12 protein-coding genes, 1 tRNA gene and 1 pseudogene are annotated in these 14,987 nt (G+C 31.5%); 7 read left to right on the forward strand and 7 right to left on the reverse strand.

Annotated elements, in window-relative coordinates:
* Positions 1–40 precede the first annotated feature (40 nt).
* On the reverse strand, positions 41–520 hold the full coding sequence (locus BKM63_RS06100) for a hypothetical protein (protein WP_071635746.1): 480 nt from the start codon (positions 518–520) through the stop codon (positions 41–43).
* A 1,065-nt stretch (positions 521–1,585) separates the two neighbouring features.
* The gene (locus BKM63_RS06105) at positions 1,586–3,703 is read right to left on the reverse strand and encodes a glutamine--tRNA ligase/YqeY domain fusion protein (RefSeq protein ID WP_071635747.1); all 2,118 of its coding nucleotides are present in this window, start codon (positions 3,701–3,703) and stop codon (positions 1,586–1,588) included.
* A 118-nt stretch (positions 3,704–3,821) separates the two neighbouring features.
* Here BKM63_RS06105 and folB point away from each other — a divergent pair, with 118 nt between their 5' ends.
* Complete coding sequence (gene folB, locus BKM63_RS06110) at positions 3,822–4,181, forward strand: dihydroneopterin aldolase (RefSeq protein WP_071635748.1); 360 nt, start codon at positions 3,822–3,824, stop codon at positions 4,179–4,181.
* Positions 4,182–4,275: 94 nt separating this feature from the next.
* A tRNA-Cys gene (locus BKM63_RS23605) sits at positions 4,276–4,346 on the forward strand.
* A gap of 279 nt (positions 4,347–4,625) precedes the next feature.
* Here BKM63_RS23605 and BKM63_RS06115 read toward each other — a convergent pair.
* Genes BKM63_RS06115 through rnr form a run of 3 tightly spaced genes read right to left on the reverse strand, consistent with a single transcriptional unit; the run spans position 4,626 to position 8,190 of the window.
* Positions 4,626–5,303, reverse strand: a complete 678-nt coding sequence (locus BKM63_RS06115) for a LysE family translocator (protein ID WP_071635749.1) — start codon at positions 5,301–5,303, stop codon at positions 4,626–4,628.
* A gap of 14 nt (positions 5,304–5,317) precedes the next feature.
* On the reverse strand, positions 5,318–5,986 hold the full coding sequence (locus tag BKM63_RS06120; RefSeq protein WP_071635750.1) for a head GIN domain-containing protein: 669 nt from the start codon (positions 5,984–5,986) through the stop codon (positions 5,318–5,320).
* A 23-nt stretch (positions 5,987–6,009) separates the two neighbouring features.
* Positions 6,010–8,190: a ribonuclease R gene (gene rnr / locus BKM63_RS06125; protein ID WP_071635751.1), complete on the reverse strand. Its 2,181-nt coding sequence runs from the start codon at positions 8,188–8,190 to the stop codon at positions 6,010–6,012.
* A gap of 110 nt (positions 8,191–8,300) precedes the next feature.
* Here rnr and BKM63_RS06130 point away from each other — a divergent pair, with 110 nt between their 5' ends.
* Both BKM63_RS06130 and rpiB read left to right on the forward strand, forming a co-directional pair.
* A complete protein-coding gene (locus tag BKM63_RS06130; RefSeq protein WP_071635752.1) occupies positions 8,301–8,534 on the forward strand; it encodes a DUF2007 domain-containing protein in 234 nt (77 codons plus the stop codon).
* Between the two features lie 780 nt (positions 8,535–9,314).
* The gene (gene rpiB, locus BKM63_RS06135; protein ID WP_071635753.1) at positions 9,315–9,746 is read left to right on the forward strand and encodes a ribose 5-phosphate isomerase B; all 432 of its coding nucleotides are present in this window, start codon (positions 9,315–9,317) and stop codon (positions 9,744–9,746) included.
* A gap of 142 nt (positions 9,747–9,888) precedes the next feature.
* Here rpiB and BKM63_RS06140 read toward each other — a convergent pair whose 3' ends face one another.
* Entirely contained in the window at positions 9,889–10,158 is a 270-nt protein-coding gene (locus BKM63_RS06140) for a DUF1294 domain-containing protein (RefSeq protein WP_071635754.1), read from the reverse strand.
* 116 nt (positions 10,159–10,274) lie between these two features.
* Between BKM63_RS06140 and BKM63_RS06145 the strand changes: the two are divergent.
* Positions 10,275–12,399, forward strand: a pseudogene (locus BKM63_RS06145) (Tex family protein).
* 101 nt (positions 12,400–12,500) lie between these two features.
* Here the strand turns inward: BKM63_RS06145 and BKM63_RS06150 are convergent.
* Positions 12,501–12,677: a Sec-independent protein translocase subunit TatA/TatB gene (locus BKM63_RS06150; RefSeq protein WP_057115473.1), complete on the reverse strand. Its 177-nt coding sequence runs from the start codon at positions 12,675–12,677 to the stop codon at positions 12,501–12,503.
* A 210-nt stretch (positions 12,678–12,887) separates the two neighbouring features.
* On the opposite strand from BKM63_RS06150, the gene BKM63_RS06155 reads away from it, so the two are divergent.
* Both BKM63_RS06155 and BKM63_RS06160 read left to right on the forward strand, forming a co-directional pair.
* A complete protein-coding gene (locus tag BKM63_RS06155; protein ID WP_071635755.1) occupies positions 12,888–13,391 on the forward strand; it encodes a peptidase in 504 nt (167 codons plus the stop codon).
* 11 nt (positions 13,392–13,402) lie between these two features.
* On the forward strand, positions 13,403–14,911 hold the full coding sequence (locus BKM63_RS06160) for a GH3 auxin-responsive promoter family protein (protein WP_071635756.1): 1,509 nt from the start codon (positions 13,403–13,405) through the stop codon (positions 14,909–14,911).
* The last annotated feature ends 76 nt before the right edge of the window (positions 14,912–14,987 follow it).

Genomic DNA, 14,987 nt, shown 5'->3' on the forward strand with positions numbered 1-14,987 from the left:
TTGAATAATAAATTACTGACAAAAACTAATTTACCTAAACTTAATATGCATAAGCAACTGCTTCATATTTTCCATTAGCTTTTTCAACAATACTTACAAAAGGATAACCGTTTGAGGCTGATTGTGATTTTATTCTCATTGCAGTCTGGTTTTGATTTGCAATTGGCGGTTCACCTTTTGTCCTTGTCGAGACGCCGGTAAAACTTGCTGCCTGCTTCAGCCCTATTGTCTTTTCCTGAGGTAAAACAGTTACCATTTTGTAATCGTCTTTTGAATCTACTATTATTTTATCAGAAATTTTCTGAGTTTGTTTTGATTGTTTATTAGTAATTTGAGAAACAGCATATTTGCTAATTTTTACTTCTTCAGAACTTCCGTTCAAAGAATAATAAATTAAACCATTTTCATTTTTAATGAAATTAACATCAAGTTGTTCTCCATTGTGTTTTGTAATTTGATGTGTTTGGGAAATTGCAATATTTGCAAATAACATTGCCAGCGTAAAATATAAAATTTTCATGATAATTGAATTTTAAGTTTAATAATTAAAATTTGTCAAAATGAACTACAAAAACAATAATGGCCTAAAACTAATGCTATGGAAATTTCTTTATTGCCACCTAATTTGAAAAATACCTTTTACGCGAAATATTATCAAACAAAATCACAATAGAAATTAGAACATAAAATTTGTCTTTTCCAGAATTCAATTTAGAAATAATCATAAAACTAAAAATTGTCTTTTTGGTTTCAAGAAATTCAATTTAGAATCTGTACGGAAATATTAATTTTTATAAAATCATCTCTGACTTTTGGTATAGTGATAAAAATAGCAACTTTATAAACAATTGTGTGTTAATAACGCGTTAAACTGACAAAAATAAGGTCTAAACTTAAAATAAAGATCATAAATAAACAATAATTCAAAAAATGAGTTACGTATCGGCAGGAGTAAAAAATGGTCTTAAATTTAGTTTATGAGGGTTGAAATCAATATAATATAACTATCAAATTTTATTATTTAATAGATTATATAAATCATAATTAAAAATAATAAAAATCATTTTTTAAATAATTTAAAGTAATATCTCTAAAAATGAAATTTGATATTAAAAAGTCAAAAATTACAAAAAAAGACAAAATCTTAAAATAAAGAGTTTTAAAAAAGTATTTTAAAAACTATAATTCAAGAGATGTAAAAAAGTAAAACTTGCCTTAAAATTGATTTATGAAAGCTATTTATAATATAATAAATTTATAATTTTAAATATATGATCGATTTTATAAATAATTATCTAAAACTATAAATAAATAAAATTAAATCATTAAGAACTATTACAATAAAAAAAGATGTGAAAAACCTCTAAAAACGAGAAAATAAAAACAAAAACTTAAAATAAAAAGCATTTTTAAACGATCTTTTAAAATACGATCAAAGAGTTGAAAGAATTAAAAAAATAGCTTAAAATTAATTTATGAAGGTCATTTTTGATTTACAAAATTTATAACTTTTAAAATAAAATAGATTATATATATAATAAAAAAAGCGCTTTAATAAAGCGCTTTTTCATAGATTATATTTATTTTACTTCTTTACCATCTCGGCAAGAATTTCAATTTCTCTCTCTGATGCATTTTTTGGAGGATTAGAATATAATTTCAAAATTTCGTCATCAAACTGATTTTTGAAACTTTCATTTTCAATATCTCTTAAATTTAAAAGTGCTTTTGATCGAACATAAGTAGATTCACTTTTTAAAGACATTGAATATAATTTCTTAACATCATCTTCTTCAAAATCAGAAGATTTCCAGCTTGAATATTTCAAAATAAATTGAGAAAACAGCAAAGAAGCCTTATTATTGTTGATATTCTTCTTTAAGGAATTTTGTAAAAGCGAAAAAGTAGAAACATTTTTAATGTTCTCCCCTATTGCACTTTCAATTGCAATTCGCTCAGGTTTTGTCTCAACTTTAAAATATTTGTTGATTTCTTTTAAAGAATTATTAATACTATTTTCTTCTTTTTTCCCCTTTTCTTCCCAGGCATCTTTTAGTCCAACAGTTTTGTTAAATACTAATTTTGAAGTAGTTGAGTCTTTATCAACAGTAAAATAACCTAAACGTTGAAATTGAAATTTGTCTTCGTTTTGAGCTGTTGCTAAACTTGGTTCAACAAATCCGGTTACAATTTCTAACGAATTTGGATTAACAAAATCTAAGAAGTTTTTCTCTTTATAACTATCCGGAGCTTCATCTGTAAACAAACGATCATACAAACGAACTTCTGCTTCTAATGCATGTTGAATTGAAACCCAATGCAAGGTTCCAGATACTTTTCTCTGGCTTGCTTCAGTACCGCTTCCACTTAAAGAATCGGTATCATAAGTAACATGAATTTCTGTAATATTTCCATCAGCATCTTTTATAACAGATTCACCTTTAATGATATAAGCATTTTTAAGACGTACTTCTTTTCCTAAAGTTAAACGGAAAAATTTAGCCGGAGCTTCTTCTAAAAAGTCTTCTCTTTCTATGTATAATTCACGAGAAAAAGGAACTTTTCTGAAACCAGCATTCTCATCTTCCTGATTATTTTCGGCTTCCAGCCACTCTTCTTTACCTTCAGGATAATTTGTAATTACCAATTTTACAGGATCTAAAACCGCCATTACACGAGGTGCAATTTTATTTAAATCTTCACGGATACAGAATTCTAAAACCGATACATTGATTAAATTATCACGTTTTGCAATACCAATTGTATTGGCAAAATTACGCAAAGAAGCTGCAGTATAACCACGTCTTCTTAACCCAGAAATTGTTGACATTCTAGGATCATCCCAACCGTTAACGTGCTTTTCTTTAACTAGTTGCTGTAATTTTCTTTTACTAACAACGGTATGCGATAGGTTACGTCTTGCAAATTCTCTCTGCTTTGGACGCAGTTTATTTTCGTCTAAAATCTGATCTAAAAACCAATCGTATAATTCACGGTGAGGCAAGAATTCAAGTGTACAAAATGAATGTGAGATTTCTTCTAAATAATCACTTTGCCCGTGTGCCCAATCGTACATTGGATAGATTTTCCAGGCATCTCCTGTTCTATGGTGATGTTTGTGTAAAATCCTGTACATGATAGGATCACGCATCAGCATATTGGTTGATTTCATGTCTATTTTTGCACGAAGAATATGTGTACCAGCCTCAAATTCACCGTTTTTCATTCTTTCGAATAAATCTAAATTTTCTTCAACAGAACGATTTCTGTACGGACTATCTGTTCCTACAGTTGACGGAGTTCCTTTTTGAATTGCCATATCTTCAGAAGATTGGCTGTCAACATAGGCTTTGTCTTTTTTAATTAATAAAACTGCCCAATCGTACAATTGTTGAAAATAATCTGATGCATAACGTTCTTCTGCCCAGGTATAACCCAGCCATTCAACGTCTTTTTTAATGGCGTCAACAAATTCCTGCTCTTCTTTTTCTGGATTTGTATCGTCAAAACGTAAATTTACAGGTGACTGATAATCAATACCTAAACCAAAATTTAAAGCAATAGAACTCGCATGTCCAATGTGTAAATAACCGTTTGGTTCTGGTGGAAAACGAAAATGAAGTTTAGTTTGCGAAAGACCTGATTTTAGATCCTCCTCTATGATTTGTTCAATAAAATTGAGTGATTTCTCTTCTGATGCCATTATTTTATAGTAATTTTAGCAAAGATAAAAAAGTTTATAGTTTATAGTTTATGGTTTATGGTTTTCTTTGGAAACTTACTCTAAACTTGAAACTTAAAACTTGAAACTAAATTAAAAAATGGGAATTATTAAACTAAAGAATATCCGTACTTTTTCTTACCACGGATGTTTAATTGAAGAAGGAAAAATAGGATCTGATTACACTGTAGATCTAAAAATTAAAACAAATTTGCAGAAATCAGCTCAAACAGATCATCTTTTAGACACGGTTGATTATGTTCATTTGAATAAAATTGTTACCGAAGAAATGGCAATTCGTTCGCATTTATTAGAACATGTAGCCAAAAGAATCAATATTCGTGTACTGGCAGAGATAGAAACAGTAGAAAAAACAACAGTTTGGGTTTCTAAAATTAATCCTCCTATTGGTGGTGATGTTGAGTCAGTTACTATAAAAATGACGGAAACTAGAAAGTAATTATTTGAATTAAAAGTCTAAAATTTTAAAATAGTTGATTCGAAACTTTTGAAATTTAAAGATTTTAGTTACTTTTGCCATCCGTTCAAGCAATGGCGTCGTGGCCGAGCGGCTAGGCTGGGCTCTGCAAAAGCTCCTACTCCGGTTCGAATCCGGACGATGCCTCTAAAACCTTCAAGGAAACTTGGAGGTTTTTTTATGATTAATTTTTAGAAAAAATTAGATCAAGATTTATGTTCGAATCCGGATGATGCCTCAAGAAGAGATACAGAATGTGTCTCTTTTTTTTATGCCTAATTTTTCCGCAATCTTGTCATTTCGACGTGAATAATGATCAACTTTGTCAAAGTTTAAAACTTTGACAAAGTTCTAAAGAACAGTTATAAACACAAAAAAACCTCTGAAATTCAGAGGCTTAATTTTATATTTTTGAGTTATTAACAACTACTTTTCAATCTTTTCAAAAGCATTTTTAACCATTTCTTTTTCTTTTGGAAACCAGCCTTGTGTTATTAACACAAATCCAAAAACCATTAGAACAATACTAATTCCTTTTTTAATTTTTAAGATATTAGTTGGTGTCATTTTAGATTTTAATTGTTTGGCTAATAATATTTTAAGGCAATCAACTGCTAAATATGTTATGATTACTGAAGTAAAAAAAGTAATCATTCTTGAGTTTTGCATTTCTAACTTTGGTCCTACCGAAATAATTACCGCTAACCAAAAACCAAGAACACCAATGTTGATAACGTTGAGTAAAAAACCTTTTATGAATAAACTGCCGTAATTTCTTTTAATAATATCTCGGTCTATTTCTTCATCATCAATTTTTTCTTCATTTTTTAATCTTACGAAAGAGATTATACCATAAGCCAGCATTATAATACCGCCAAAAATAAACAACGCAGGTTTATCTTTTAAACTCTGAATAAGTCTGTAACTTCCTAGATACGCAATTGCTATGAAAAAAATATCACCTAGAACTACACCAAAATCAAAAACAATTGCTGCTCTAAATCCTTTTGTAATACTGGTTTCTAGTAGTATAAAAAATACCGGACCTACCATAAAACTTAGAAAAAGTCCCCATGGCAGTCCAGCCAGAATATCATTTATCATCAAAATACAACTTGTTATTTTACTTCTTCTATTTTACCTCCAAAAACTGTTTTTTGATTAATTTGCTTTGGTTTACCATAAATGTAAATAGAGCCTCCTGCGCTTACTTTTGCATCGACAAGGGTAGAAGCATTAACATCTGCTTTTCCGCCCGCAGAAACGCTTACTTTCGTCTGAGACGTGGCTAATTTACTTCCAAGGAAATATCCTCCGGCTCCTAAACTTGCATCAAGGTTATCTGCTTTTCCGGTTGCAGTGATTTCTCCGCCTGAAACTGAACTTACTTTTAGCTTATCAACATCCAAATCTACGTTAATTTTACCACCTTCCTGTGCACTTACTTTAAATGAAGTTGCTTTAACAGCTTCACTGCTGGTAACAATAGCACCTTCGTTAACATCAATAAGTTCTATGTGCTTGTAATACAAAGTAATATTTAGATCATTTCCTGACAAAAGTTTAGGAAAAGGCATTCTTAATTTTAATATACCATTTTTATTTACAGCTTCTACTTCTGCTTCTCTGGTTCCTTTTATAACAATTTTATTTTCAGATGACTGAACTAACTTTACACTTAACTTATCAAATACTTTTACAGAATCAAAATCACCTAACTCTTTAGTAACCTGACCAAAAGACATTTGTACAAATAAAATTGCTGCTCCAATAATTAGCTTTTTCATACTTTTATTTTTTTAAATTAATATTATTCTGCTCTTCTTAAAAAATGAAAATCCAGCTGTTTTTTAACTAAATCGGCATTTTTTACTTTAACATAAATTTCGTCTCCTAATTGCAAAATGCTGTTTGAAGTTGCTCCAACTAATGCATATTGTTTTTCATCGAAAGTATAATAATCATCTTTTATTTCTCTGATTCTTACCATTCCTTCGCATTTGTTAGAAACGATTTCAACATAAATTCCCCATTCTGTAACACCAGAAATAACTCCCAGGAATTCTTCATCCTGATGATCCTGCATATATTTAACCTGCATGTATTTAATACTATCACGCTCAGCATTAGTTGCTAAACTTTCCATATTGGAACAATGCAGACATTTTGTTTCATAAACTTCTTCATCTACAGAAGCTCCATTATCTAAATAATATTGCAGCAATCTGTGTACCATAACGTCCGGATAACGACGAATTGGCGATGTAAAATGGCTGTAATAATCAAAAGCTAAACCATAATGACCAATATTTTCTGTTGAATATTTGGCTTTACTCATACTTCTAATAGCAAGAGTATCAATTAAGTTTTGCTCTTTCTTACCATTTACTTCTTCCATCAATGCATTCAAAGACTTCGAAATATCGCCTTTGTTACGGAAATCTATTTTATAACCAAATTTAGCAATTACGGTTTGCATCGCAATTAATTTGTCTTCGTTTGGTTCATCGTGAATCCTGTAAACAAATGTTTTCTTTTGTTTACCAATGTATTCAGCCACTTTTCTATTGGCCAAAAGCATGAATTCTTCAATCAAATGATTGGCATCTTTTGAAACTTTAAAGTAAACTCCTTCTGGTTCACCTTCAGCATCAAGATTAAATTTCACTTCGACTTTATCAAAAGAAATAGCACCATTCTGCATTCTTTTCTTTCTCAAAATCTTAGCCAGTTCATCTAGTTTTAAAGTAGCTTCAGTAATTTCATCTGAAACAACATAAGACTCACCTGTAATAGAAACATCAACCGGAATTGTATTGTCTTTTGTTTCAATAATATACTGCGCTTCTTCATAAGCAAAACGCTGATCTGAATAAATTACTGTTCTTCCAAACCATTGGTTAATAACTTGTGCGTTTTCTGAAACTTCGAATATCGCAGAGAATGTGTATTTCTCTTCATTCGGACGAAGTGAACAGGCAAAATTAGATAAAACTTCGGGAAGCATTGGTACTACTCTATCGACTAAATAAACCGAAGTTGCTCTTTGATACGCTTCATCATCCAGGATTGTTCCTTCTTCAAGATAATACGAAACATCGGCAATGTGAATTCCAATTTCGTAATTTCCATTTTCTAACTTTTTGAAAGACAAGGCATCATCAAAATCTTTTGCATCTTTTGGATCAATCGTAAACGTAAGCGTATCACGCATATCACGACGTTTTGCAATTTCAGATTCCTGGATTGAAGTATCCAATTTTTGTGCAAAAACCTCTACTTCTACCGGAAAATCTGATGGCAGACCGTATTCAGCCAGAATAGCATGAATTTCGGTATTGTGTTCTCCTGGTTTTCCTAAAACACGAATAACAGATCCAAAAGGACTGTCCGCTCTCTTAGGCCAATCTTCAATGGTCACCAAAACAACATCACCATTTTCAGCTTCTCCAAATTTATCTTTCGGGATAAAAATATCCGTATACATTTTTGGATTTGCAGTAGAAACAAAAGCGAAATTTGCCTGAATATCAATAACTCCAACAAATTCTGTTTTATCTCTTTCTATAACTTCAATTACTTCACCTTCAGGTCTTTTACCTTTTCTTCTGTTATAAACGTAAACTTTTACTTTGTCTTTATCTAATGCACGATTCAAATTATTTGTCGGAATAAAAACATCTTCTTCAAACTCGTCACAAATAAAATATGCCGTTTTTCTGCTCGTCATATCTATTGTTCCTTCGTAATAATCCTGACTAATAGCTTTGACTAAATATTTTCCAGGTTCTGTTTCTACAATCTTCTTTTGAGCAGCAAGAATTTTTAAATCTTTTATAATTTGATTTCTGCTTTTTGTATCATCAAGTTCAAGCTTTGCTCCTATTTGTTTATAATTGAATGGTTTATTAGCATTTTGCGATAAAATCTTTAGTATTTTTCCTGAGAAATCTTTCTCACTTTTTATCGGCTTTCTAATTTTCTTACTCATATATCTTTTCTTATAAGGCTTAAAATTACAAATAAGATATCAGATAATACTTTTTAACAAATAGAATTATTAAAAATATAACTTTTCGTACATTTACAAAAAGACCTAATATGGAAAGCTTTCAAACCATTGCTGTATTCAATTTTCAATACGAAACCGTGGTTCTCAAACACTTACTTGAACAGGAAGAAATCCCCTATTTTTTCGAGAACGAAATGACACTTTCTGTCGTTCCGTTATACACAACAGCGCTTGGCGGTATTAAACTCAAAGTTCATCCAAACGACTTCGAACAAGTTCAGGAAATCCTTGACAACTTAAACAATCCTCTCAAAATCGTTTAATCAATTTCATTTTTCCATTCTCAAATTTTTTTTTCTCTTTTCAAATTTCAAAGTTGTCAACATATATTAAATACAACAAAAAAGAAATTTTAAATTTAATTAATTTTTGATGGTTATTATAGCTTGTTAATATGTCGAATAAATTTATTTTTAAAAGTATTGAAATGAAGTTTCTCTTAGTTATTGGGAGTTATCAACATAGTTATTTTTAGCTAAAAGATTAATTTATAAGACTTTTTGTATTTTAATTAACAACGGTTGACAACCAAAAATGAATTGATTTTGTAGATAAGTTCATATGTTGATATTTGTTGAAAATGACATTTTTGATATTAATAACTTTTCTAAAAATTCCCGAAACTTTATTAGGATTTTTAATTCCAATTTTGGATTAGGTTTTTTTTCGACACAACCAAAAAAAACTTCTAATTTTCTTTTCGAACTTATTAACAAATTATGTTAACTTAAAGTTAACTGAATATCAAGTAATTACGATTCGATATCAACACCTCAAAAATTTAACAAATATTCTATTTATTCTTTATTGATTATGAGATACTTATAGACTTATCAAAAATATTGATAACTGTTAAGCTTTTGAAAGTAAGATAGTTGTAAAATGATATTTTTTTAAGTCTAATTAAACAAATGTATTCTAATTAATGTTGTCATGTTGGGATTGATCTATAAAGAAAATAATTTGTGAAAATTGATGCAATTCGTGGCAAACATTTATTTATTGAGTAAATTTGCATGACACAACTTAATAGTATAGAAAAGATGAAAATTTCGATAGGAAACGACCACGCAGGACCAGAATATAAAAAAGCAATTGTTGAAATGCTTAAAGCAAAAGGATATGAAGTAACAAATTACGGAACTGATACGGATGCTTCTGTAGATTATCCAGATTTTGGACATCCGGTTGCGAATGATGTATCTGAAGGAAAAGCTGATTTTGGAATCGTAATCTGCGGAAGCGGTAACGGAATTGCCATGACTGTTAATAAACATCCTAAAGTAAGAGCTGGCTTATGCTGGACTAAAGAAATTGCTTATTTAACACGTTTGCATAATGATGCTAATATCGTGAGTATACCGGCACGCTTTACCTCTATTCCACAAGCTGTTGAAATTGTTGAAACTTTTTTAACAACAGCATTTGAAGGCGGAAGACACCAGAATAGAGTAAATAAAATAGCTTGTTCGTAAAACTTCAAAAAAAATCGGGTGCGAAGCACCTATAAAGTATAATCACACCGGGCGGATTTTATAATTCATCCGGTTTTTTATTTAATGTATTTAAAATCAGTTTATTAAAATAGTATTTTTAGGTTATTAACATTGTTAATATCTAGGTTTTACTAGTTGAATACAAGTAAATCAAAGCTAGCTGAATCAAAAATAACAGCGTGAATTTGACAATAAATGAAGTTTTACTCGTTTTATGTCTAAACAAAAGCATTGCTGTTAATAAACCTATTGTTCCGCCAATTGCTTCAAGAAAAAACAACGTATTTTCGGGAATTCTTCGTTTGCCTTTTCGAGCAAGATATTTGTCGTATCCGGCAAGAATAAAAAGGATGATATTTATAAATAAAAAATACAGTAAAAAAATTTCCATTGGCGTAATATTAAAAACAAAGATATTATTTTAGCCAAATGATTGACAAATTTACTTTGATATTTTAACAAGTAAATTATATCAATTTATAATTAAGAATTTATTTCATTAAAAGTATGACTAATATTCAATTCATTGCCAAGTCTGTTCAAACTGCAGCAATAAACATTCAAAACACTGTCAAATTACTGGAAGAAGATTGTACGATTCCGTTTATTTCTCGTTATCGAAAAGACAGTACAGGAAATCTTGACGAAACTGTAATTGAGCAGATTGCAAAATTGCAAAAAGATTATGAAACAATTGTAAAACGTAAGGAGGCAGTTCTAAAATCAATCGAAGAACAAAAAGCACTTACGCCAGAATTGAAACAAAAAATTGAGCAGAGTTTTGACTTGCAGGAAATTGAAGATTTTTACCTTCCGTACAAAAAGAAGAAAAAAACAAAAGCTGATGTTGCCCGCGAGGTTTGGTTTAGAGCCATTGGCAAAAATTATTATGTCAGAAAGTGATGTGGATGTTGATTTTATTTCGACGCAGTACATCAATGAAAATGTTATTAATGAAGAAGCGGCAATGCAGGGTGCGCGAGATATTGTGGCCGAATGGATTAACGAAAATATTTATGTTCGTAAACAGCTGCGTAGATTGTATCAGCGAAAAGCAACTATAGGAACCAAAGTTGTAAAAAAGAAAGCCGAAGAAGAAGGAGCACAAAAATTCAGTCAGTATTTTGATTGGGAAGAACCGCTTACAAAAACACCATCACACCGATTATTAGCTATGCTTCGTGCTGAAAATGAAGGATATGTAAAACTAAAAATTGATGTTGATATTGACGATGCTTACGATGTTATCGACGAAATTATCATCAAAAAACAAAACAGCACAACGGCACATTTGCAATTAGCGATAGAAGATAGTTACAAACGATTATTGAATCCGGCAATTGGAAACGAAACGCTGCAAGAAGCAAAAGCAAAAGCCGATGCCAATTCTATTCAGGTTTTTGCTAACAATTTAGGTCAGTTATTATTAGCACCGCCTTTGGGAGAAAAAAGAATTCTGGCAATCGATCCGGGATTTAGAAGCGGTTGTAAAGTGGTTTGCCTGGATGAAAAAGGTGATTTGTTATACAACGAAACGATTTATCCGCATGCGCCTCAAAACGAAGAGGCAATGGCAATCAAGAAAATCCGTTCTATGGTAAATGCGTATCAAATTGATGCAATTTCTATAGGAAACGGAACGGCTTCGCGTGAAACCGAATTTTTCATCAAAAAAATCGCGTTCGACAAACCAGTGCAGGTTTTTATCGTATCTGAGGCAGGAGCTTCGGTATATTCGGCGTCAAAAATTGCAAGAGAAGAATTTCCTAATTACGATGTAACGGTTCGTGGTTCGGTTTCAATTGGGCGACGACTTTCTGATCCTTTGGCCGAATTGGTAAAAATTGATCCGAAAGCGATTGGAGTAGGCCAATATCAGCACGATGTTGATCAGACTAAATTAAAAGAAGAGTTAGATAATACCGTAATTCGCTGCGTAAACTCGGTTGGAATTAATATTAACACCGCAAGTAAACATTTACTGAGTTATGTGAGTGGAATAGGTGAGAAGCTGGCCGAAAATATTGTACAGTATCGTTCTGAAAATGGCCCGTTTGAAGATAGAAAACAATTGAAAAAAGTACCTCGTTTGGGGGATAAAGCCTATCAGCAGGGAGCCGCGTTTATCAGAATTACAAATGCTAAAAATCCGCTGGATAATTCAGCAGTACATCCGGAGGCTTATCCGGTTGTGGAGAAAATGGCAAAAGATTTAAAACTTTCGGTAAACGACTTAATTGCAAACAAAGAGAAAACAGCGCTTATCAAGGCCGAAAACTATATTACACCTGAAATAGGTTTACTAACACTGAAAGACATCATAAAAGAGCTTGAAAAGCCTGGATTAGACCCAAGAAAATCGGCTAAGGTTTTTGAATTTGATGCAAATGTAAAATCGATTAAAGATTTGAAAACCGGAATGATTCTTCCGGGAATTGTGAATAACATTACCAACTTTGGTTGTTTTGTTGATATTGGAATCAAAGAAAGTGGATTGGTTCACATTTCACAACTAAAAGCTGGTTTTGTAAGCGATGTAAACGAAGTGGTTAAATTACATCAGCATGTTGATGTGAAGGTGACTGAGGTTGATGAAGACAGAAAGAGAATTCAGTTAACGATGGTTTTATAAAATTCCAAAAAATAAATTCCAAATCCTTTGGAATATTTTAGATATAAAAAAATCCCAAATTACAAATTGTAGTTTGGGATTTGTTAATAAGTTGAAGTTTACTATTTCGTTTCTTCTTCTTGTTTTTTAGCGGCAGGTTGATCGTCTTTAGCAGCGTTTTTAAATTCCTTAATTCCACTTCCTAAACCTTTCATTAATTCTGGAATTTTTTTACCTCCAAAAAGTAATATCACAATACCTACGATAACAAGGATTTCTGTAAGACCTAATCTTCCCATGACTATTATATTTAATGCCGAAGCAAATTGATTTTTATTTTCACCGCAAAGGTATATAGAATATACGAACAAGAATGGTTTTTGGATTAAAAAATTTCTTTTTAAGTGCGTTAAATATTTTATAAAATCATTAAATTAATGTTTTTACACATTTTTCACGGGCATCAACAATGCGATTAATTACTATATTTGCTCGTATAAAATACCAAAATGACTAAGAAAAAGAAAAGAAATCTGAGGAAAAAACTATTCATCAAGAACCGATTGGTAATTTTGAACGAAGATACTTTTGAAGAGATTTTTTCTTTCCGGCTTACTTTAATGAACGTATTTGTGACCTTTACTTTGGGCGGTATATTTCTTATTTTGGTTACTACTTTCATTATTGCTTTTACTCCTTTGCGCGAATTTATTCCGGGTTATTCTTCTTCACAATTAAAAAGAAATGCAACTCAACTGGCAATAAAATCAGATTCGCTGGAAACGGCGCTCAGGAAAAATGAAGCCTATATAAAAGGAATACAAAAAGTTTTAAAAGGGGAGCTGGAATATGCTAAGTTTAATAAAGATTCTATTTTGGCGGATGCCGATGTCCCTTCTGATTTGAATATGAAAGCAACCGAAGAAGAAATTAAACTTAGGGAAGAAGTTGCTAAAATAGAAAAAGAATCAGGAGAAAATAAAGGCAGGAAAAGTAAAAGCGACAAAAAATAATACTATAAAAAATGTCAATTAAATCTATAGCGGCGAAAATATTTGCCCGTAAAATATACAATCAAACACTTTCGTGGGCCAATAAACCTGTTGAAACACAGCTGAAAGTTTTTAAAAGTTTGATCGAAAGTGCAAAAGAAACCGAGTTTGGAAAAGATCATCATTTTGGTGAAATAAAAACATTTGAAGATTTTCAGAAAAATGTTCCTATTCGTGATTACGAAGATTTAAAAAGCTACATAGAAAAGGTTAAAGAGGGTAAGGAAAATATTCTCTGGAAAGGAAAACCGCTGTATTTTGCCAAAACTTCCGGAACAACTTCGGGAGCAAAATATATTCCGCTTACCAAAGAATCAATGCCTACGCATGTCAATGCAGCACGCAATGCTATTCTGCATTATATTAACGCAACTGGAAATGCTGATTTTGTTGATGGAAAAATGATCTTTTTGCAGGGAAGTCCCATTTTAACTGAAAAAAATGGAGTTAAATTTGGAAGACTTTCTGGAATTGTAGCGCATTTTGTTCCGAAATATTTACAGAAAAACCGAATGCCGTCCTGGGAAACGAATTGCATTGAAGACTGGGAAACCAAAGTAAATGCCATTGTCGACGAAACAATTAAGGAAGACATGTCGGTTATTTCAGGAATTCCGTCTTGGGTACAAATGTATTTTGAGCGTTTACAGCAAAAAAGCGGCGGAAAAAAGATCAGCGAGATTTTCAAGAACTTTAATTTGTTTATTTACGGAGGCGTGAATTACGAACCTTATCGGGCCAAATTTGAACAAATGATTGGTAAAAAAGTGGACAGTATTGAGTTGTTTCCGGCTTCAGAAGGTTTTTTTGCGTATCAGTCCCGAAATTTCGGGATAAAAAATGAAGAAGGAATGCTTTTGTTATTGAATTCCGGAATTTTCTACGAATTTATTAAAGCCGATGAATTCTTTACCGACCCCAATGGTTCGGGACCAAAACGATATACAATTGGTGAAGTTGAGGTTGGTATAAACTATGCTTTAATTGTTTCTACGAATGCCGGGCTTTGGGGTTATAATATAGGTGATACAGTTCAATTTACTTCTTTGGCGCCATATAGGGTCATAGTTTCAGGACGTATTAAACATTATATTTCTGCTTTTGGCGAACATGTTATTGCCAATGAAGTCGAAAACGCAATGAAAGAAGCCACAACAGGAACCAATATTGTAATAAACGAATTTACCGTTGCACCGCAAATTACACCAGCCAGCGGATTACCATATCACGAATGGTTAATAGAATTTGAAAAAGAACCGGAGAACATCGAAACTTTTGCAGAAGCGATCGACGATTCGATGCGAAGACAAAATATTTATTACGACGATTTAATTACCGGAAATGTTTTACGAAAAGTAGTAATCAGCAAAGTTTCAAAAAATGGTTTTCAGGAATACATGAAATCTCAGGGAAAACTAGGCGGACAGAATAAAATTCCGAGATTGTCGAATGATAGAAAGATTGCGGATAATTTGAAGTAGAAAAAGTGATTTTTACTTATTATTCTAACAATTTGTTAAATACCGTTTTAGGGAAATTACATATATAATCCCTAAT

Source organism: Flavobacterium johnsoniae, assembly GCF_001879205.1.
GTDB classification, from domain to species: Bacteria; Bacteroidota; Bacteroidia; order Flavobacteriales; family Flavobacteriaceae; genus Flavobacterium; species Flavobacterium johnsoniae_A.